The following is a 19,169-nucleotide window of genomic DNA, read 5'->3' as shown; positions in this document are numbered from 1 at the left end:
CATTTTGGGTCTATGTCCGATCCGTTTGCCTGGATCAAAGGCTGACAGTGATGGCGCGGTTGACGGGGCTCGAACCCGCGACCCCCGGCGTGACAGGCCGGTACTCTAACCAACTGAGCTACAACCGCCCACTGCCCGTTCCCGATGGAACGTTGGGGTGTATTATGGCCCCGCCCCGGCATCGTCAAGCGGCGTTTTGAAGTTTTTTAACAGAAGCCTGATTTTTCCATACGGCCCAAATCGAAGGCCCCATTTTCGTGCCTCACACGGCATTTCCGAGCAGCTCGGGCTTGCGCAGCCTTTTAGGACACGATAACAGCACGCGCTATGGGTGATTAGCTCAGTGGTAGAGCGCTTCGTTCACATCGAAGATGTCAGGAGTTCAAATCTCTTATCACCCACCATCTTACCAATGTTGATCATATTGAAACGCTCCCGTGTCCTGGATTTCCAGATGCGCCGTCAAAAAGGCGAGCATTTCTGCTCGCCCTTGTAACCTTATCTGAGAAGCTTAGTGCGCCGTCGCTGCCGGGCCTGCACTCTCAGCCGCTTTTGCTGCCGCCGCGGCTGCTTCCTCAGCAGCCTCGTCCCATTCAATGGGTTCAGGATCACGCACCAGCGCCAGCTTCAACACTTCCGAGACGTGTTTGACAGGGATGATTTCCAGCCCTTCTTTCACGTTGTCTGGAATTTCGGCCAGATCCTTTTCGTTTTCTTCCGGGATCAGAACCGTCTTGATGCCACCGCGCAGGGCCGCCAGCAGTTTTTCTTTCAACCCACCTATCGGCATGGCGTTCCCGCGCAGGGATACCTCGCCCGTCATGGCAATGTCTTTGCGCACCGGAATACCGGTCAGCACAGACACAATCGACGTGACCATCGCCAGACCAGCCGACGGGCCATCCTTGGGCGTCGCGCCATCCGGCACGTGGACGTGGATGTCCAGCTTGTCGAACTGGGGCGGCTTTACCCCGATTTTGGGCGAGATCGACCGCACATAAGACGAGGCCGCATCGATGGATTCCTTCATAACGTCGCCCAGCTTACCGGTGGTCTTCATCCGACCCTTGCCGGGCAGTTTCAGCGCTTCGATATGCAGCAGGTCACCGCCCACGGAGGTCCAGGCCAGACCGGTCACAACGCCGATCTGATCGTCCTGCTCGGCCAGACCATAGCGGAACTTGGGCACACCAAGGAAGTCATCCAGATTTTCCGGCGTCACGGTAACCGAGTCCGCCTCTTTCTTGATGATCTTGGTCAGCGATTTCCGCGCCACCTTGGCGATCTCACGTTCAAGGTTCCGCACACCCGCCTCGCGGGTGTAGGTGCGGATGATCGACTGCAACGCCTCATCGGTCAGCTCAAACTCCTTGGCCTTCAGACCATGGTTCTTGACCTGCTTGCTGATCAGGTGCTGCTTGGCGATCTCGCTCTTTTCCTCTTCGGTGTAACCAGCCAGCGGGATGATCTCCATCCGGTCCAGCAGAGGCCCGGGCATGTTGTAGCTGTTCGAGGTCGTCAGGAACATCACGTTGGACAGGTCATATTCGACCTCAAGATAGTGATCCATGAACGTGCTGTTCTGTTCCGGGTCCAACACTTCAAGCATCGCCGAGGCCGGATCGCCACGGAAGTCCTGCCCCATCTTGTCGATCTCGTCGAGTAGGATGAGCGGGTTTGTGGTTTTCGCCTTCTTCAGCGCCTGAATGATCTTACCGGGCATTGAGCCAATGTAAGTCCGACGGTGACCGCGAATCTCGGATTCGTCGCGCACACCACCCAAGCTAATGCGAATGAACTCGCGCCCCGTGGCTTTGGCAACGGACTTACCCAGCGAAGTCTTACCCACACCCGGAGGGCCAACAAGACACAGGATCGGGCCTTTCAGCTTTTTCGAGCGCTGCTGAACCGCCAGATACTCAACGATCCGCTCTTTGACCTTCTCAAGCCCATAGTGGTCCGCATCCAGAATATCCTGCGCGCGACCCAGATCCTTTTTGACGCGGGATTTGGTACCCCACGGCAACGAGAGAATCCAATCCAGATAGTTGCGCACAACGGTGGCCTCAGCCGACATCGGGCTCATATTACGGAGCTTTTTAAGCTCTCCTTCGGCCTTTTCACGCGCTTCTTTCGACAGCTTGGTCTCGGCGATTTTCTCTTCCAGCTCGGCAACTTCGTTCGAGCCGTCCTCGCCATCGCCAAGCTCCTTCTGAATGGCCTTCATCTGCTCATTCAGATAATACTCGCGCTGCGTCTTCTCCATCTGGGATTTGACGCGAGTCTTGATTTTTTTCTCGACCTGCAGGACCGACATTTCACCCTGCATCAGGCCATAGACCTTCTCAAGCCGCTCGCTGACCGAGAGCGTCTCAAGCAGTTCCTGCTTTTGCTCGACCTCAATACCCAGGTGACCCGACACCAGATCAGCCAGCTTGGCGGGTTCGGTGGTTTCACCGACTGCGGTCAGGGCTTCTTCGGGGATGTTTTTGCGCACTTTGGCATAGCGCTCGAACTCATCCGCCACTGTGCGCAGCAGCGCCTGGGTCGTGGTGACATCGCCCGGAATTTCAGTCAGGTATTCGGCACGAGCCTCGAAAAACTGATCGTTTTCAAGGAACTCCGTGATCTGCACGCGTGCCTGCCCCTCGACCAACACCTTCACGGTGCCATCGGGCAGTTTCAGCAGTTGCAGCACATTGGCCAGAACGCCGGCCTGATAGATGCCGTCCACTTCCGGGTCATCGACACCGGGGTCGATCTGGCTGGACAACAGAATTTGCTTATCATCCTGCATCACCTCTTCCAGCGCGCGGACCGATTTGTCTCGGCCCACGAACAGCGGCACGATCATATGCGGAAACACCACAATATCGCGCAGCGGCAGGACGGGGTATGAGGAATTCAGAGGCTCTTGCATGCTCTATCCTTATCGTTGGCAAGACGGCTCTGGTCCCTGCGTGAGGCAACCGCTGGCCGTCTCCTGTCTTGGATGGTTAAAGGTGGGGCTGTATGGGCCCTATTTCAACCTCACCATCATGTCTCAGTTCGCAGCATGACCCGAGGTTTTCCGGACTGCAAGGCGCCCGACCGAGATATCCACCGAAATTAGAGCGCCACGCATGCAAAATACGCAGCCAAAACTCAGAACACGCGCTGCACGGCGCGAGACAGGAAAAATCCGTGGCCGTCCTGATTGCGACACTCAAGACCTTTCCGAGAAGAACTGCACGTAAACCCACCAAACTGGCCCGTGACCCCATATTCCGCGCGGTCAAACCCGCCGCGGTTTCGATTTAGCGGCTGGCACAGCATTTCCACGGGGCCGGTATCGAACATCAGGAAATCATGGCCCCAGTCGGATTGGCAGTCCGAAGGCCGCGGCAACGCGGGCTGGCCAGACTTTTCGATTATCGTGCACTGGATATCAGAAGACTCAGCGCCTTCCCCTACCGAACACTGAATATTTTCGGATGGGGTTTCAAAGGTCCAGACATCTGGAATGGCAGGTGTCGCGCAGAAAACAGCTGCACCGAGAAAAAGGCGAAACATAAAAACTCTCCGGGTCACGAACAAAAAATAGCATTGCTTGAAGTGGTCTTAGACTACCTGAAAACCACGCAATTGTCACCCGAACGGGATGGCTACAGCGGCTCGATATCACCCTGCGCGCGTGTTGCATGAAACTCAGCCTGCCACGCGTCGAAGGTTCCGGCGGCGATCGCATCCCGCATGCCCTGCATGATGTCCTGGAAGTAGTGCAAATTGTGCCAAGTCAGCAGCATGCCCGAAATCATCTCATTAGACCGGAACACATGATGCAGATAGGCGCGTGAATAGTTCGAACAGGCCGGGCAAGAGCATTCCTCGTCCAGCGGGCGCGGATCATCGACATGGCGGGCGTTTTTGATGTTGACGACACCACGTCTCGTAAACGCCTGCCCCGTACGCCCGGAGCGTGATGGCAATACGCAATCCATCATGTCAACGCCGCGCGCAACGGCACCTACAATATCGTCGGGTTTGCCTACGCCCATCAGATAGCGCGGCTTGTCCGTGGGCAGAAAGTCGGGCGCGTAGTTGAGGCAGTCGAACATCGCCTCCTGCCCCTCACCGACAGCCAATCCACCGATAGCGTAGCCTTCAAAACCAATGGCTTTCAGCGCCTCGGCGCTTTCTGCGCGCAGGTCCTGTTCCAAACCACCTTGCATAATGCCGAACAACGCATGGCCCGGACGGTCACCAAACGCGTCCCGAGACCGCTCGGCCCACCGCATCGACAGACGCATCGACTCGGCAATCCGATCCCGATCAGCAGGCAGAGAGGGGCATTCGTCGAAACACATCACAATATCCGAGCCCAGCAGGCGTTGGATCTCCATCGACCGTTCCGGCGTCAACTCATGTTTGGATCCATCCACATGGGATTTGAAGGTCACGCCCTTTTCGGTCAGCTTGCGAAGCCCGGCCAGAGACATAACCTGAAACCCACCCGAGTCTGTCAGAATGGGCCGGCCCCAGTTCATGAACTTGTGTAGACCACCTAGCCGATCGATCCGTTCAGCCGTGGGACGCAGCATCAGATGATAAGTGTTTCCCAGTAGGATATCCGCCCCAGTGGCGCGCACGCTTTCTGGCATCATCGCCTTGACCGTCGCCGCCGTCCCGACTGGCATAAACGCTGGCGTGCGCACCTCACCGCGGGGCGTGTTGATCACACCTGTGCGGGCCTTGCCATCGGTGGCTTTGAGGTCAAATGAAAACGGCTGGGTCATGTCAGTATCTCGGATAGCGGAACCGGGCAGGCTTTGCCCGATCCGCTGATGCATTGCAACCCGTCAAGGCAGCGAGGCGACCCGGGCCGTGAAGAGGTCAACCACCCCTGCCCCATCCACATCTCGACACACGGTCACGGGCGGGCGGCCATCCTGTGGTATTGTCGCGCCCAACGCATCCCCTTCGGTAATCACCTGCACCCCGGTTTGAACCAAGTCGAACATGTGGTCATGGGTGCAGGCAATCACCGCGGTGGAGTCATGTAGGCCACAGCCATCCAGGCCGCCGATCTCCTTGTAGAACTGCAAATAGAACTTGGAGATATCCCGCAGGAACACCCCCATATCGGCTGATTTCTGCGCCAGCGCCTCAAAATCCGCGTTTTGATACAGCGTTTTCAGCGTCACATCCAAACCCACCAGAACCGTTTCGGGCGGCGCGGTAAAGACCGCATCTGCCGCATGCGCATCGTGATAGATATTGGCTTCGGCATGCGGGGTGATATTTCCGGGGCAATAGACAGCGCCCCCCATGATCACCAACCGCCCAAGATTCTTTGAAAACGCCGGGTCCAGTGCCATCGCATCAGCGATATTGGTGAGCGGACCGACGGCACAGACCACCAGTTCGCCAGCATGTTCGCGCGCCATTTCGACCAGAAACTCAGCCGCTGTCAGATCATGGTTCTGCCCGATCTCGGGGATATCGGTCAGATCACCAAAGCCTTCTGGCCCGTGCACATGCTCGGATGGGCTGTGATCGTCTTTGCCATGAGCCGCGCTTGCACCTTGGGCAACAGGGATATCCAAACCTAGTTTATCGACCAGAAACCGCGCGTTCCGGCTTGATTGGTGGACATGTGTATTGCCAAAAACGGTGGTCAGACCGATCAGGTCTATTTCGGGTGCCGCGGCAGCGTAGGCGATGGCCATTGCGTCATCGATGCCGGGGTCTGTATCAATTATCAGTTTCATTCCGCCCCGATACCGCAGTCACATGCAGATGCAAAGCGATCACTGTCGTCTTCGCCCAGGCACGACACTATTTGCAACCAACCGCATTCACGCCATACCAGAGTTGAAATCGGGCGACTCAATCCCCAAATGTATACTATAGTACACAATAAAAGAGGACAGATATGACAGAAGAGCAGATCATCGGATTGCTTTCATCGAATATTATCTACCTGCTTGGCGCCGTTCTGGTCGTCATCGTTATTCTCAAGGGCATTAAAATCGTGCCCCAATCTGAGAAATACGTTGTTGAACGGTTCGGGCGTTTGCACTCGGTGCTTGGACCCGGCATCAACTTTATCGTTCCATTTCTGGATGTTGCACGCCACAAGATCTCGATCCTGGAACGTCAGCTGCCAAATGCAACGCAGGACGCGATTACCAAGGACAACGTGTTGGTGCAGATCGACACATCAGTATTCTACCGGATTCTGGAGCCGGAAAAGACTGTCTACCGTATCCGCGATGTGGACGGCGCGATTGCCACCACCGTCGCCGGTATCGTCAGGGCGGAAATTGGTAAAATGGATCTGGATGAGGTTCAATCGAACCGTTCGCAGCTGATCAGCCGTATTCAGGAAAGCGTCGAAACCGCCGTGGATGACTGGGGGATTGAGGTGACGCGTGCAGAAATTCTGGACGTGAACCTTGACCAAGCAACACGGGACGCGATGTTGCAGCAGCTGAACGCCGAACGCGCACGACGCGCACAAGTGACCGAGGCCGAAGGTCAAAAACGCGCGGTTGAGCTGCAGGCAGATGCCGAGTTGTATGCCGCCGAGCAATCGGCCAAAGCCCGCCGTATTCAGGCCGATGCCGAAGCCTACGCTACCGGTGTCGTGGCCAAGGCCATTCAGGACAACGGGATTGAGGCTGCTCAGTATCAGGTTGCCCTGAAACAGGTGGAATCGCTCAACGCATTGGGCAATGGTTCGGGCAAACAGACTATCGTTGTTCCGGCCAACGCCTTGGAAGCATTTGGAGATGCGTTTAAGATGCTGAAAGGAGCAAAGTAATGGCTGATCCCTTTTGGCTGACATGGTGGATCTGGTTGGCGGGCGCCTTGGCGCTCGGCATACTGGAACTGGTTCTGCCCGGGTTCATCTTTCTGGGCTTTGCAATCGGAGCCGCGATCACAGGTTTGATTCTGGTCATCCCCGGAGTCGCGCCGTCGCTGCCGATCCTGTTGCTGATTTTTGCGGTTCTGTCCCTGATTGCCTGGCTGATTTTGCGCCGCATGTTTGCCCTGCCGCATGGCCAAGTGAAAACATTCCAGCACGATATCAATGACTGACACCATTCTGGCATTGCCCGGACGGCATGACTGGACGCTGGGCAGGCCATTCCCTATATAAAAAGTCAGGCAACTGACCCGAGGCAATGATGACCCATCCCAGCGAACAGTTTGAAGGTGCACCCTTGATTGCGCCCTCGACAATCGAACATCCTCTATACGATCAAGTGGTGGATGCATGCCGAACGGTCTATGACCCTGAAATTCCAGTCAATATCTATGACCTGGGCTTGATCTACACGATCGACATCAAGGAAGATAATGCCGTCAAAGTCATCATGACCCTGACCGCCCCGGGATGCCCGGTTGCCGGGGAAATGCCAGGCTGGATTGTCGAAGCCATCGAACCCGTGGCTGGCGTGAAAGAAGTTGATGTCGAACTGACATGGGAACCCCCTTGGGGCATGGACATGATGTCCGACGAAGCGCGGCTAGAACTCGGCTTTATGTAATTCAGCCTGAACAGCCTGCTGAAGGCTGATTGTCACAAAACATTAGCTTTTGCGTTACCTTGCTGTGTGTCGGCTGTCACATTGCTGCGCGACATATACGGCGCATCTGCAATCGCACAGGTTGAACGCAGTGATGCACTTGGGCCGTGACCAATGCGCCGCCCCCCGTCGCTCGGCCCCGAATTTGGACCGCTCTTGCCCGAGAGCGGTCTTTTCAATTTTTAACAAGCACTTATGGTATACCACAAGTCGATCTGATCTCGGCTGCGCGTGCATCAAGCTGTTTGATATAGTCGCCTGCTAACATCTTAAGATGTTTGTTCTCAGTTCCCGTCACCAGACCCAGCAAAGCACCAGCAGGCAGAATCGAAACAACACTTTCGACCTGCTGATCTTCAGCATGTCGCTTCTCAGCTGCGATCGCGCGTAAATCACCGGGTGCAGTCGCGCAGTTAACTGGATGCCGCTTTGTATCATCGGCAGCCATCGCCGGTTGCGCAACAGCGAAGCAGAGCAAACTCATCATGATGCATTTTGTAGCTATGTGTTGCACCGTCATCGCGTCTGACCTCTTTCAAAACAATCTGCTCGCAGGCTAAAGCGACCCAGCCACCGATGACAACCCGCAGCAGAAACAGAAATTGAATGCGCGCTCTCTTGAGCCCGGCCCGTGTCGGGCCTAGATTAAAACAAACGCGTGACGACGGAGACACAGATGTTCGGCATTCCCGGCAAACAAGCCGTGACCATGACGCCCAAAGCTGCAGAGCAGATCACCCGCCTGATGACAACAGGTGGGCATGCCGGTCTGCGCATCGGCGTCAAAAAGGGCGGCTGCGCTGGCATGGAATACACCATGGATTATGTGGATGAGGCCGACCCCCATGATGAGGTCGTCGAGCAAGACGGCGCACGCGTAATGATCGCCCCTATGGCACAGATGTTCCTGTTCGGCACCGAGATTGACTATGAGGTCTCGCTGCTTGAATCCGGTTTCAAGTTCAGAAACCCGAACGTGGTCGACGCCTGCGGATGCGGCGAGTCAATCAAATTTGACGAAAGCCTGTCTTCGCAGGCTTAGGCCGACTTTAAATGCACATAGGTTTCGTTGAAGCGTTTCGTCAGGTGCTCACCTGCCGAAATCATCTGATCTGACTCAGGCGGCGCGACATTGGTGTCGTAGGACGGGTTAAAGAACAACGGGACCGAAATCCGTTCATGAGCCCCGCCAACCACCCGGTGTTCGGTAGCCTTGATGCGGCCTGCGGTCCAGAACTCAAGCATTTCACCAAAGTTGATGATGAACGTACCTGGCGCGGCCTCGACCTTTTCCCAGGTCCCGTCAGGCATACGAACTTCCAGGCCTGCGGTTCCATCGGTTGCCAGCAGGGTCAGGCAGCCATAATCGGTATGGGCCCCAATGCCAAAATCCCTCTCGCCCGCCCATACAGGCCGCTGCGGATAATAATTCCCGCGCAGCAGAGCCATTGGCGTGTCAAAGGCCGTGTCGAAACTGTCAGCATCTCGACCCAGGGCCACGGCGATGGCGCGTAGTACCCGCATTGCTACACCACACGCATCCTCATAATAGGCACGGATGGTCCGCTCGAAGCTTTCCGGCGCCTCGGGCCACTGGTTCGGCGCATAGACGCTCAGTCTGCGCGCGCGATACGGGCTCAGCTCAGGCAGTTCATAGCCGCAATCAAAGACCTCTTTGAAATCCGGGTTGGCGTTCGGATCCACCTGTTCAGATTTCGGCGCGCCCCACCCCCGGTTTGACCCGGTCGCAGCCATATCGACCAGTTTCTTATCCTGCTCAGGCAGCCGGAAGAAGTCGAAGTAAGTCGAAATCACCTGCTGCACCCGTTCAGCGCTCAGCCCGGTATTTCCGATGGTTAAAAAACCCACCTGCCCGATGGCTTGCTGAAGCCGGGCAAGTTCGTCCTTGTCGCGGCTATCCAGTTTTTCGAGATCAAGATTATCAATCATGGCGCCCTCACCGAATCACGGCGGACCGTGCCGAGGTGCAGCCGGAACTGCAACCGGAATTGTAAGCTCCGATCAACGGTGCTATCCGAAAGGCAAATCGCGGATCTAGCAGGAGAAACGGATATGCGGCGCAAGCTGGCGGCGGGAAACTGGAAAATGAACGGAACCGGCGCGGCCCTTGCCGAGCTTGAAGCTTTGGCAGCGCGCTATCCAACACCCGAGGTCGATATCCTGATCTGCCCGCCAGCCACGTTGCTAGAGCGTGCGGCGACAACCGTCGAAAGCTCTGGTGTGGCCGTTGGTGGCCAGGATTGCCACGCGGAAAGCGCGGGTGCACATACCGGCGATATCAGCGCCGAGATGCTGCGGGATGCGGGCGCCTCGGCGGTGATCCTGGGCCATTCGGAACGCCGTGTGGACCATGGCGAACAAAATGAAGATATCCGCGCAAAGGCCCGTGCTGCCATGGACGCAGGGCTGCAAGCCGTCATCTGCGTCGGTGAAAGCTTAGAACAGCGCGAAGCGGCCAACACGCTGGACATCATTGGCGGTCAGATGTCAGGCTCGATCCCCGATCAATCCACTGGCGAGAACCTGATCATCGCCTATGAACCGATCTGGGCCATTGGCACCGGCAAAGTCCCAACTCTGGACGAGATTGGGGCCGTACACGATTTCATTCGTGCCCGTCTTGAACGCCGATTTGGCGAGGGTGTTGGACGTTCGGTGCGCGTGCTTTACGGTGGCTCGGTCAAGCCGTCGAACGCGGCGGAGATTTTTGGCGTATCCAATGTGGATGGCGCGCTGGTGGGCGGCGCAAGTCTGAAAGCAGATGATTTCTCGGGCATTGTCGACGCATTGCGTGCGATGTGAGACGGATGTTACTCAGCGATATCTTCCGCCCAAAGCTCGGGCTTCTCCGCGATAAACCGCTTCATCAAGGCGATACATTCTGGGTCTTCGGCTAAGACAACCTCAACGCCGCGTTCACGCAGAAACGCTTCATTACCGCCAAAGTTCTGAGTGTCCCCGATCACTACTCGTGGGATTCCGAATTGCACGATGGTGCCCGCACACATCATGCAGGGTGACAAAGAGGTATAAAGGACCGTATCAAGATAGGTCTTCTGTCGCCCCGCTTTGCGCAAGGCATCCATTTCGCCATGGGCGATCGGGTCACCACGCTGCACCCGTTGGTTGCGCCCTCTGGATACAATCTCTCCACCCCGCGCCAACACCGATCCGATTGGGCAGCCACCTTCGTCAAACCCCGCTTTCGCCTCATCATAGGCAATGCGCAGTAGGCGCATGTCGGTGTCTGTCATCATGTCGCGCAAACCTCCTCGGATCGGTGTTTTGTAAGCAGCGTGACGAATACAGATGCAGGCGTCAACGCCGCCATCACGCAAGCTTCATGGTTACGATCCCCGCAATGATGAGGGCCGCGGCCAACAAGCGCATAGGAGTCAGCGCTTCACCCAACACGGTGACGCCAACCACGAACGCGCCAACCGCACCAATACCCACCCAGATCGTGTAAGCGGTGCCTAGCGGCAGGTCTCGCATCGCCAGCGACAGTAGTCCAAACGACCCGATCATCGAAACGCCCATGATCGCGGTCGGCCACAGCCGTGTAAAACCAGCGGATTGCTTCATCGCACCCGCCCAAACAATTTCTAGTATTCCGGCAAAAACAAGCATGATCCATGCCATGAGGTGACCCCGTATCAAAGCGGGTCGTCCCGCATGATCTGCCCGTGGTGGGGAGGTCGTCCTCTGACCCAAAGATGGGTATCCCGGTCCCGGGGTTCAAGTCCGGCCGGGCAACATCTGCTGCCCGGCCATCCACGCGCTAGTTCGTTATGATTTCAGGCCCCATGACCGAGTTCGGCAGGAAGGTCGAAATCCACGGGATATAGGTCACCATAATCAGGAAGACGAACAGCACCGCCAGGAAAGGCAGCGCAGCCTTCACGACACCCATCATAGGCATGCCGGCAACACCAGAGGTCACGAACAGGTTCAGCCCAACCGGCGGTGTGATCATCCCGATTTCCATGTTCACCACCATGATGATGCCCAAATGGATCGGGTCGATGCCCAGTTCGATTGCAATCGGGAACACCAGAGGTGCAACGATCACCAACAGACCTGAAGGTTCCATGAACTGACCACCGATCAGCAGGATCACATTCACTACGATCAGGAAGGTTACAGGACCCAGGCCAGCAGACAGCATCGCCTCGGCAATGTGCTGCGGCACCTGTTCGTCGGTCAGAACATGTTTCAGGATCAACGCGTTGGCGATCACGAACAGCAGCGTGACGGTCAGCTTTCCAGCCTCGAACAGCGTGTGCTTGGTGTCAGGATGGAAGAACGCTGTGATCAACGCGTGGGGTTTCTTGAACAGCGAGATATTCGCGGTCCCTTCTTCCGTGCTAAGCGGCCCCATATCCTTGTAGACAAAGCTGGCAATCAGAAAGGCGTAGACAGCGGCCACGGCTGCGGCCTCGGTTGGTGTGAAGATACCACCATAGATACCGCCCAGGATGATCACGATCAGGAACAGGCCCCAACCAGCCTCGCGCGCCGAGACGAAGATTTCGCCCCAGCCCTTCCAATCGCCCTTCGGCAGATTCTTAACCTTGGCCATAACATAGATGGTGATCATCAGCATCAGACCGGCCATCAGGCCCGGAATGACACCGGCCAGAAACATGCGCCCGACCGAAACCTCGACGGCCGCGGCGTAGACCACCATCACAATCGAAGGCGGGATCAGAATGCCCAGCGTACCCGCGTTACAGATCACACCGGCGGCGAACTCTTTCGAGTAACCAACCTGCCGCATCCCAGCGATCACGATGGATCCGATGGCGACAACAGTCGCTGGCGACGATCCGGACAGTGCTGCAAACAGCATACAGGCGAACACACCCGCGATTGCCAGACCGCCCGGCAAATGCCCCACACAGGCAATGGAGAACCGGATGATCCGCCGCGCCACGCCACCCGTCGTCATGAAGGACGAGGCCAAAATGAAGAACGGGATCGCAAGAAGGGTAAAGTGCCCCTCGAACGCCTCAAACAATGTTCCTGCGACCGAAGCCAATGAACTGTCGGAATAGATCAGCAGGAACAGGGTCGAGCTGAGGCCCAAAGCCACGGCAATCGGAACACCGATCAGCAGGAGGCCAATGACCATTGAAAAGAGAAGTACGACGTCCATTAGTTGTGCTCTCCTTGCTGAGCCCGGACCTCTTCGATCTCGTCCTCGACCTCGTGACTGGCGACCAGGCGGTCGGTCTCACCACGCCAGATCTGAACGGCGACCTGCGCAAAGCGGATCACCAGCAGCAGCATCGACAGGGGTAGGATGAAGTAAGGAACGACCTTGGGAAGTTTTTCGTAATATTCGCCGTAGTTGATCAGGCCCTCCAGAAACCGCAGCGGAGCGATCATCGGGATATCGTCAACTTCATAAAAGCTCTGACTGCGCGCATCAAAATTCAGACCCGTGGGAAACCAGCGGCCTGATGTGGGCGGCAAATCCGCGAACACCGCCCAGTAGTCATAGGACCCTTTGAGCAGCAAAAGCGAGAAGACCAGACAACAGGCGACGGCAATCAGCGCCAATATGCGGCGCGGTCCAGGGGCCAGCATGTTCAAGATCGCATCAACGCCCAGATGCGCGTGCTTTTTCACCGCATAAGACGCCCCCAGCAGCACCAGCCAGCCGAACATGAACACTGTCAGCTCCAGCGCCCATAGAATATTGGAATTAAAGAAGAACCGGGCGATCACATTGGCAAAAGTCACGGCCGTCATCAGGCCCAGCAGCAATGCGATCAGGGTTTCTTCGATATGGTCGACCAGCCCGGCTGGGCCGGATTTCGCACCAGACATCTTTCTGTCCCCGCAATTTTTGTGATGAGAGTGATAGCGGGCGGGCTTTCACAGCCCGCCCGGCCGGCGCGTCGAATACTCCCCAGTCCCCCGACGCGTGGCCCGATCCGGATCAGAACCCGGCGTTGATCGCCTGAGCGGCGTCGATCTTGTCCTGACCTACGTCACCGGCGAATTGATCCCAAACGGGTTTCATCGCATCGACCCAGGCCTGACGTTGTTCGGGTGTCAGATCGCGGATGATACCGCCCGCATTTGTGATTGACGCTTTAGCCTCTTCGTTCACGGCAAAGGCTTCCTTATTCCGCTGCTCGGTCACTTCGGCCAGAATTGTCGTGAACTGGTCACGCACTTCCGAATCCAGGCTGTCCAGCCAGTCCACCGAGGTCACAACCAGATAGTCGATGATACCGTGATTGGTTTCGGTAATGCCGTCCTGCACCTCAAAGAACTTCTTGCCGTAGATGTTCGACCAGGTGTTCTCCTGCCCGTCCACAACGCCCTGCTGCAGCGCGCCGTAGACTTCCGAGAAGGCCATTTTCTGCGGGCTGCCACCAATGGCTTCCATCTGAGCAACCAGAACGTCCGAAGATTGCACACGGAACTTCAGGCCATCTGCATCGGACGGATCAACCAAAGGCTTGTTGGCCGACATCTGCTTCATGCCATTGTGCCAGAAGGCCAGCCCTTGCAGGCCACGACGCTGCATGCTGTCTTTCATCGCCTGACCATCTGCTGATGCCTGGAATGCGTCCACAGCATCGATGTTCTTGAACATGAACGGCAGGTCAAACAAGCGGAACTGCTTGGTGAATTTCTCGAACTTCGACAGCGACGGCGCGGCCAGTTGCACATCGCCCTGCAGCATCGCCTCAAGCACTTTGTCATCGTTGTAGAGGGTGGAGTTCGGGTAGACCTCCATGCACATCACGCCCTGCATCTCGTCATTGACGCGCTGCTCCAGCAGCGAGGCGGCAATGCCCTTGGGGTGTTTGTCGGTGTTGGTTACATGCGCGAATTTGACGACAATCTCGCCGTCGTCACAGGCCGCCATGCCTGCTGTGGCGGTTACCGTAAGCGCCATCGCCGTTGCGGCGGTTGCTAGAAGTTTCATCTGTTTTCCTCCCTGACTTCAAAACAGTTCAATAGGTGCCACACGGGCACCGCATGCCGGGCAGTCAAACGAATCAACTCTAACGGCACAACGATTTGATCGACTATAGTCATTCCTCTATTTTTATATTTAATAACAATATTTTACACTTAATCCCGAACCACCCCTCTACACAAGGCAACTCGCTTGTGCGAAAATCCGCACATCAGAAATCTTGTATGTGCGGATTTTCGCACGGATTTCGAATCAATTGGTACGAATCGCATTTGATACCCAATCGCACCGACCGCAGCCCGCGCCAGCGGGCTGCCCGGTCCAACAACTTGCCCGCATGACATGCGGGTTAAGTTGGCAGGAATACCTGCTTATCTTCGGTAGTCTTCCGGTTTGATCTGGTACCGCGCGAGTTTGTCATAAAACGTCTTGCGCGGCAGTTTCAGGGCCTTTGCCGCGTCCGAGGCCTTGCCATTGTGCCGCCCTAACGCAGCGATCAGCAACGATCGTTCGACCCGCGCCATCTGATCGCTGAGCCCAAGCTCAGCCGCTTGCGCCACATCGTCCGGCATCCCCAGAACAAAACGCATCGCTGCCGACATCAGAGACCGCGCATTGCCCGGCCAGTCACGCGCCATCAGCGAGGCAAGGTGTTCCGAAGTGATCTCTGGCTCGGGAATGCCTGCCTGTTCAGCCGCTTGCGCAACGTAGTGGCGGAAGATGACAGGAATATCTTCAGGCCGTTCTGCCAATGACGGAATACGCACCCGCATCACATCCAACCGATAGAAGAGATCGGCGTTGAACTGACCCTGGTCTGAAAGCGCTGACAGATCAGTGGTTGTTCCCGCGATAATACGCGTCTCAGTGCCCTGTTCCATCAGCTCAAGCGCGGCGTATTGGGTTGCCACCGGCAACGCCGATATCTCGTCCAGAAACAACGATCCGCCGACAGCAGAAGCAGCGCTTTGTACCAGATCATCAGCGCTCAGCCCCGAGGCCGGGCGTTTCACAAACGATCCCTGGGCAACGGGTGACATCAGGTGCACAACCTCCGCGACCTTGGATATGCCGCTGCCCGGCGGACCGGTGACCAAAACCTCGGCGCCTGTCATTGCAACATTGCGGACCCGGTCGCGCAAAGCCGCTGCCTGCGCGGACAAGCCAAACAGCAACCGTGCCGCTGGGTCGCCACGCTCCAACTCGGTTTTTAGCGCACGCTCACGCAGAACTTCACAGCGCGCCGAAAAAGCGCGTTCGAGCACGGTCAGCAAATCAGCAGCGGCGCAGGGCTTCTCCAAAAAATCGAAAGCACCCTGCCCCATGGCTTTCACCGCCATCGGGATATCGCCTTCACCTGTCAGCAGGACAACCGGCAGGTCCGGGTCAATCTCATGTGCATAGATCAACAGATGAAACCCATCCCGCCCCGGCATTCTAATGTCCGACAGGATCACACCCGGAAAATCGGCGCGTATATGATCCTTGGCTGCCACAAACGATCCCACGGACAGAGGCTCACATTCCGCCAGCTCCAGCGTCTGTGACAACGCCTCGCGCACCGCTGCGTCATCATCCACCAAAAGCACTTTGCGCGTCATGCCACTTTACCCTCTGCAAAATGCTCCAGTTCCACGCTGAACACAGCACCACCTTCCGCGTTTGCACCCCGGATATTGCCGCCAAAGCTTTGCACCAATCCGTAAGAGATCGACAACCCAAGCCCCAAACCTTCGGACGAGCCTACGGATTTTGTAGTGTAGAAAGGTTCAAACAGTTTGTCCGGATCTTCGATCCCCGGCCCTGTATCGCGGATGAGCACAACCAGACGATCACCGCTATTGATTTGAATACTGATCCGTTTGTCCGCCTGACCGTCCATGGCATCGATAGCGTTGTTAATCAGGTTCACAAAAACCTGCGCCAGACGGACCTCTCCACCCCAGGCGTTCACGGGATGCGAGGAAGGCCACCAATTTAGTGTCACCCGCTCCTCTCGCAGGCGAGGCTCGGTCAGTTCTATTGCCGACTGGATGACCTGCACCAGATCGACCTTCCCCATAGGCTCGCTCTCATTACGAGCAAATGCCCTGAGGTTTTTGATGATCCGCGCCATGCGTGCCGCCATTTCTGAGATGCGCCCAAGGTTTTTCCCAGCTTTCTCGCCTTGCCCGCGCTCCATATAGGCCGCGCCATTGTCCGCAAATTGCTGGATTGCCATCAACGGTTGGTTCAACTCGTGACTGATGCCTGCCGACATCTGACCCAAAGCGCTGAGCTTACCGGCCTGAACCAATTCCGCTTGCGCTTTCTTCAGCGCCGCTTCGGCCTCCTGCCGCTCTGCCACTTCGCGCCGCAAAGCGGTATTGGCCGTGGTCAGGTCACGCGTTCGTTTCGCCACGCGGCCTTCCAGCACAGCATTTGCCTCAGTCAGAGTGCGCCGTCGTTCAGTTGCCAGAAACAACAACGCACCGAAAGCCAGACAGATCGCTGCAACCGCCGCCGCCTGCAGCCCAGCCAAACGCCGCGCCGGGGCCACGTCCACCAGCACCTCAGCCGTCATGTCGATCACTGGTAGATCAAGTGTCAGATGCAGAGCCCGTTGAGGCAAATAGCGACCCCAGTTCAACGACCAGAGCTCGTGCCCATCCACCCAGGACGTGGCAAAATCAATCGGGCTCCCATCGGGCGGTGTCAGCCCCCGTTGCCCCTCAGCCCGCGACCAGAACAAAAGATCGGACCGGTTTGAGATAAAGACAACTCCGTCATTGTCCACAAAAAACACCGCTTCTGTACTGCCGCGCCAGGTTTGTTCTACATCCTGAACATCCGCGACCACCATAAGCGCGCCGTCAACCTGACCTGTGGGGCCGAAACTGGGCGCGGCATAAGAATACGTCCTGTTTCCGCTGTCCGGTTCAACGCCATGCGCGCTGCCCATGGCCCCCTGCAGGGCGCGCTTGAAGGCTGGATGCTCGGCCATATTACGTGGCCCCATGGGCTTTGCGGATGCCAAAACCCGGCCCGTCTGATCCAGATAGATCATGTTGATCGCGGCCGTCTTGTCCGCCACATCCAGCAGCATCAGACGGGCCGCCAGTTCTTGCTCAGGAGTACTGAGCTCTTGCAGCGTCGGATGGTTAGCCATCAACACCGCAAGCTCTTGATAGACTTGCATCTGCGTACTCAGCCGGTCGGCGGCGAGTTCCAGATCGGCCTCAGCCTTTTGGCTCAGCTGCGACAGGGCTTGCCGATACCCATAAGACCACACAGCCGTCGATAGCAAACCAACCGCCAACAGGAATCCAGCAATGACCCAAAGCCTCTGCATGACATAGGGTCTTGCATTCACCACGCCCGATGGCAAGTCTGCGCGACATGAAGACCCTGTCACAATCCCCGACCGACATCGCTTTTGTCCAAAACCCGTACCCGTTCTACGACACGGCCCGCGCCTGTGGCGATCTGTTCTATTGGGAGGACTACCAGATGGTCGCGGCAGCCTCACACAAAGCTGTGCAGGCGCTGTTTCGTGACCGACGATTTGGCCGTGAAGTCCCACCCGAACATGCCCAACCCGCGCCCGATCATCTGGCCCCGTGGCTTGCGGTCGAGGCGCATTCGCTGCTCGAAGCTGAACCACCTCGCCACACGCGCCTGCGCGCCCTGGTCACCCGCGCCTTCACGTCTCGGGCGATTAACAGTCTTGCACCTTCCATCGAAACGCTCTGCCACGAACTGATCGATCACTTTCCCAATACGCCGTTCGACCTGCTGCAGGCTTACTGCACCCAAGTTCCGGTCATCACAATCTGCCGCCTTCTGGGTGTACCCGAGGCAATGGCCCCGGATCTCTTGCGCTGGTCCCATGATATGGTCGCCATGTACCAGGCCAGCCGAACGATCGAAACAGAACATCGGGCAGCGCAATCCTCGCGCGAGTTTGCCGACTTCCTTCTGGGTTATATCGATCAACGACGTATGGACCCGCGCGATGATCTGATCACCCGCCTGATTGCGGCTGAGGAAGAAGGAGAGAAACTGTCGACGGATGAACTGGTCGCGACCTGTATCCTGCTTTTGAACGCCGGGCATGAGGCAACGGTGCATTCGCTCGGCAATGGGGTCAAAACTCTACTGCAAACTCAAACCACCCCGACTGCGCTCGCATCTGATGCCATAGACTCCACGGTCGAAGAAATCCTGCGCTACGACCCGCCCCTACATATGTTCACACGCTACGCCTATGAAGACATCGAGGTCTTCAGTCATCCATTCAAACGCGGCGATCAGGTGGCACTGCTGCTCGGGGCCGCCAATCGAGACCCTGCGGCTTGGCCTGATCCAACCCCTTTCGATCCAACTCGGCCCGTCCAAACCAATTCCAGCTTTGGCGGCGGTCTTCATTTCTGCGTCGGCGCGCCGCTGGCCCGTCTTGAAATGCGCATCGCCCTGCCAATCCTGTTCGACAGATGCCCCGATTTGCAATTGACCGAACCTCCGCAGTTTTCAAACAGCTACCATTTCCACGGCCTGGAAAAGCTGATGGTTCAATACTGAATCGCGCGTGCCACGCGATGCCTCCGGCGGGGATATTTTTGGCCAGATGAACAGGGGATCCAGACTTCATC

Annotated in this window: 19 protein-coding genes and 2 tRNA genes; 7 read left to right on the top strand and 14 right to left on the bottom strand. The window is 57.0% G+C overall.

The window, feature by feature from the left end:
* Window positions 1-51 precede the first annotated feature (51 nt).
* Window positions 52-128 (bottom strand) — tRNA-Asp (locus ABLN87_RS02720).
* 201 nt (window positions 129-329) lie between these two features.
* On the opposite strand from ABLN87_RS02720, the gene ABLN87_RS02715 reads away from it, so the two are divergent.
* Window positions 330-404: transfer RNA gene (locus ABLN87_RS02715), tRNA-Val, on the top strand.
* 107 nt (window positions 405-511) lie between these two features.
* On the opposite strand, the gene lon is transcribed toward ABLN87_RS02715, so the two are convergent.
* From lon to ABLN87_RS02695, 4 genes are all read right to left on the bottom strand, one after another.
* A complete protein-coding gene (gene lon, locus ABLN87_RS02710; protein WP_353007312.1) occupies window positions 512-2,920 on the bottom strand; it encodes an endopeptidase La in 2,409 nt (802 codons plus the stop codon).
* A gap of 224 nt (window positions 2,921-3,144) precedes the next feature.
* Window positions 3,145-3,552 carry a DUF6636 domain-containing protein gene (locus ABLN87_RS02705; RefSeq protein ID WP_353007310.1) on the bottom strand — a complete coding sequence of 136 codons (408 nt, stop codon included), beginning with the start codon at window positions 3,550-3,552 and terminating at the stop codon, window positions 3,145-3,147.
* Window positions 3,553-3,644: 92 nt separating this feature from the next.
* On the bottom strand, window positions 3,645-4,775 hold the full coding sequence (gene tgt, locus ABLN87_RS02700; RefSeq protein ID WP_353007308.1) for a tRNA guanosine(34) transglycosylase Tgt: 1,131 nt from the start codon (window positions 4,773-4,775) through the stop codon (window positions 3,645-3,647).
* 63 nt (window positions 4,776-4,838) lie between these two features.
* Window positions 4,839-5,750, bottom strand: coding sequence for a nucleoside hydrolase (locus ABLN87_RS02695; RefSeq protein WP_353007306.1), 912 nt, complete (start codon window positions 5,748-5,750; stop codon window positions 4,839-4,841).
* 164 nt (window positions 5,751-5,914) lie between these two features.
* On the opposite strand from ABLN87_RS02695, the gene ABLN87_RS02690 reads away from it, so the two are divergent.
* The 3 genes from ABLN87_RS02690 (at window position 5,915) to ABLN87_RS02680 (ending at window position 7,535) form a co-directional block, all read left to right on the top strand.
* Window positions 5,915-6,805, top strand: a complete 891-nt coding sequence (locus tag ABLN87_RS02690) for an SPFH domain-containing protein (RefSeq protein WP_170536986.1) — start codon at window positions 5,915-5,917, stop codon at window positions 6,803-6,805.
* Entirely contained in the window at window positions 6,805-7,083 is a 279-nt protein-coding gene (locus ABLN87_RS02685) for an NfeD family protein (RefSeq protein ID WP_353007303.1), read from the top strand. Before ABLN87_RS02690 ends, ABLN87_RS02685 begins: the two co-directional genes overlap by 1 nt.
* Window positions 7,084-7,172: 89 nt before the next feature.
* Window positions 7,173-7,535, top strand: a complete 363-nt coding sequence (locus ABLN87_RS02680) for an SUF system Fe-S cluster assembly protein (protein WP_170536990.1) — start codon at window positions 7,173-7,175, stop codon at window positions 7,533-7,535.
* A gap of 232 nt (window positions 7,536-7,767) precedes the next feature.
* On the opposite strand, the gene ABLN87_RS02675 is transcribed toward ABLN87_RS02680, so the two are convergent.
* Window positions 7,768-8,094: a hypothetical protein gene (locus tag ABLN87_RS02675; protein ID WP_353007300.1), complete on the bottom strand. Its 327-nt coding sequence runs from the start codon at window positions 8,092-8,094 to the stop codon at window positions 7,768-7,770.
* Between the two features lie 156 nt (window positions 8,095-8,250).
* On the opposite strand from ABLN87_RS02675, the gene ABLN87_RS02670 reads away from it, so the two are divergent.
* Entirely contained in the window at window positions 8,251-8,616 is a 366-nt protein-coding gene (locus ABLN87_RS02670) for a HesB/IscA family protein (RefSeq protein WP_170536994.1), read from the top strand.
* Here the strand turns inward: ABLN87_RS02670 and ABLN87_RS02665 are convergent.
* Entirely contained in the window at window positions 8,613-9,524 is a 912-nt protein-coding gene (locus tag ABLN87_RS02665) for an isopenicillin N synthase family dioxygenase (protein WP_353007297.1), read from the bottom strand. The genes ABLN87_RS02670 and ABLN87_RS02665 overlap by 4 nt on opposite strands.
* Window positions 9,525-9,647: 123 nt before the next feature.
* Here ABLN87_RS02665 and tpiA point away from each other — a divergent pair, with 123 nt between their 5' ends.
* The gene (tpiA, locus tag ABLN87_RS02660) at window positions 9,648-10,397 is read left to right on the top strand and encodes a triose-phosphate isomerase (RefSeq protein WP_353007294.1); all 750 of its coding nucleotides are present in this window, start codon (window positions 9,648-9,650) and stop codon (window positions 10,395-10,397) included.
* A gap of 8 nt (window positions 10,398-10,405) precedes the next feature.
* Here tpiA and ABLN87_RS02655 read toward each other — a convergent pair whose 3' ends face one another.
* From ABLN87_RS02655 to ABLN87_RS02625, 7 genes are all read right to left on the bottom strand, one after another.
* Window positions 10,406-10,852 carry a nucleoside deaminase gene (locus ABLN87_RS02655; RefSeq protein WP_353007292.1) on the bottom strand — a complete coding sequence of 149 codons (447 nt, stop codon included), beginning with the start codon at window positions 10,850-10,852 and terminating at the stop codon, window positions 10,406-10,408.
* Between the two features lie 73 nt (window positions 10,853-10,925).
* Window positions 10,926-11,237, bottom strand: coding sequence for a DMT family transporter (locus tag ABLN87_RS02650; RefSeq protein ID WP_170537001.1), 312 nt, complete (start codon window positions 11,235-11,237; stop codon window positions 10,926-10,928).
* A gap of 139 nt (window positions 11,238-11,376) precedes the next feature.
* Complete coding sequence (locus ABLN87_RS02645; RefSeq protein WP_170537003.1) at window positions 11,377-12,753, bottom strand: TRAP transporter large permease; 1,377 nt, start codon at window positions 12,751-12,753, stop codon at window positions 11,377-11,379.
* Entirely contained in the window at window positions 12,753-13,430 is a 678-nt protein-coding gene (locus tag ABLN87_RS02640; RefSeq protein WP_353007289.1) for a TRAP transporter small permease, read from the bottom strand. Before ABLN87_RS02640 ends, ABLN87_RS02645 begins: the two co-directional genes overlap by 1 nt.
* 112 nt (window positions 13,431-13,542) lie before the next feature.
* On the bottom strand, window positions 13,543-14,544 hold the full coding sequence (locus ABLN87_RS02635) for a DctP family TRAP transporter solute-binding subunit (RefSeq protein WP_353007286.1): 1,002 nt from the start codon (window positions 14,542-14,544) through the stop codon (window positions 13,543-13,545).
* A gap of 365 nt (window positions 14,545-14,909) precedes the next feature.
* The gene (locus tag ABLN87_RS02630) at window positions 14,910-16,139 is read right to left on the bottom strand and encodes a sigma-54-dependent transcriptional regulator (RefSeq protein ID WP_353007283.1); all 1,230 of its coding nucleotides are present in this window, start codon (window positions 16,137-16,139) and stop codon (window positions 14,910-14,912) included.
* Window positions 16,136-17,869, bottom strand: coding sequence for a sensor histidine kinase (locus tag ABLN87_RS02625; protein WP_353007281.1), 1,734 nt, complete (start codon window positions 17,867-17,869; stop codon window positions 16,136-16,138). Before ABLN87_RS02625 ends, ABLN87_RS02630 begins: the two co-directional genes overlap by 4 nt.
* 47 nt (window positions 17,870-17,916) lie before the next feature.
* On the opposite strand from ABLN87_RS02625, the gene ABLN87_RS02620 reads away from it, so the two are divergent.
* Complete coding sequence (locus ABLN87_RS02620) at window positions 17,917-19,098, top strand: cytochrome P450 (RefSeq protein ID WP_353008368.1); 1,182 nt, start codon at window positions 17,917-17,919, stop codon at window positions 19,096-19,098.
* Window positions 19,099-19,169: the final 71 nt, after the last annotated feature.

This window comes from Ruegeria sp. SCP10, from assembly GCF_040329495.1.
GTDB lineage: Bacteria > Pseudomonadota > Alphaproteobacteria > Rhodobacterales > Rhodobacteraceae > Ruegeria.
This window is presented reverse-complemented; position numbering and strand designations above follow the sequence as displayed.

Bases quoted from the DNA above. Each gene is read 5' to 3' on its own strand.
- lon (WP_353007312.1), bottom strand. From the start codon at position 2,920: ATGCAAGAGCCTCTGAATTCCTCATACCCCGTCCTGCCGCTGCGCGAT.
- ABLN87_RS02705 (WP_353007310.1), bottom strand. From the start codon at position 3,552: ATGTTTCGCCTTTTTCTCGGTGCAGCTGTTTTCTGCGCGACACCTGCC.
- tgt (WP_353007308.1), bottom strand. From the start codon at position 4,775: ATGACCCAGCCGTTTTCATTTGACCTCAAAGCCACCGATGGCAAGGCC.
- ABLN87_RS02695 (WP_353007306.1), bottom strand. From the start codon at position 5,750: ATGAAACTGATAATTGATACAGACCCCGGCATCGATGACGCAATGGCC.
- ABLN87_RS02690 (WP_170536986.1), top strand. From the start codon at position 5,915: ATGACAGAAGAGCAGATCATCGGATTGCTTTCATCGAATATTATCTAC.
- ABLN87_RS02685 (WP_353007303.1), top strand. From the start codon at position 6,805: ATGGCTGATCCCTTTTGGCTGACATGGTGGATCTGGTTGGCGGGCGCC.
- ABLN87_RS02680 (WP_170536990.1), top strand. From the start codon at position 7,173: ATGACCCATCCCAGCGAACAGTTTGAAGGTGCACCCTTGATTGCGCCC.
- ABLN87_RS02675 (WP_353007300.1), bottom strand. From the start codon at position 8,094: ATGACGGTGCAACACATAGCTACAAAATGCATCATGATGAGTTTGCTC.
- ABLN87_RS02670 (WP_170536994.1), top strand. From the start codon at position 8,251: ATGTTCGGCATTCCCGGCAAACAAGCCGTGACCATGACGCCCAAAGCT.
- ABLN87_RS02665 (WP_353007297.1), bottom strand. From the start codon at position 9,524: ATGATTGATAATCTTGATCTCGAAAAACTGGATAGCCGCGACAAGGAC.
- tpiA (WP_353007294.1), top strand. From the start codon at position 9,648: ATGCGGCGCAAGCTGGCGGCGGGAAACTGGAAAATGAACGGAACCGGC.
- ABLN87_RS02655 (WP_353007292.1), bottom strand. From the start codon at position 10,852: ATGATGACAGACACCGACATGCGCCTACTGCGCATTGCCTATGATGAG.
- ABLN87_RS02650 (WP_170537001.1), bottom strand. From the start codon at position 11,237: ATGGCATGGATCATGCTTGTTTTTGCCGGAATACTAGAAATTGTTTGG.
- ABLN87_RS02645 (WP_170537003.1), bottom strand. From the start codon at position 12,753: ATGGACGTCGTACTTCTCTTTTCAATGGTCATTGGCCTCCTGCTGATC.
- ABLN87_RS02640 (WP_353007289.1), bottom strand. From the start codon at position 13,430: ATGTCTGGTGCGAAATCCGGCCCAGCCGGGCTGGTCGACCATATCGAA.
- ABLN87_RS02635 (WP_353007286.1), bottom strand. From the start codon at position 14,544: ATGAAACTTCTAGCAACCGCCGCAACGGCGATGGCGCTTACGGTAACC.
- ABLN87_RS02630 (WP_353007283.1), bottom strand. From the start codon at position 16,139: ATGACGCGCAAAGTGCTTTTGGTGGATGATGACGCAGCGGTGCGCGAG.
- ABLN87_RS02625 (WP_353007281.1), bottom strand. From the start codon at position 17,869: ATGCAGAGGCTTTGGGTCATTGCTGGATTCCTGTTGGCGGTTGGTTTG.
- ABLN87_RS02620 (WP_353008368.1), top strand. From the start codon at position 17,917: ATGAAGACCCTGTCACAATCCCCGACCGACATCGCTTTTGTCCAAAAC.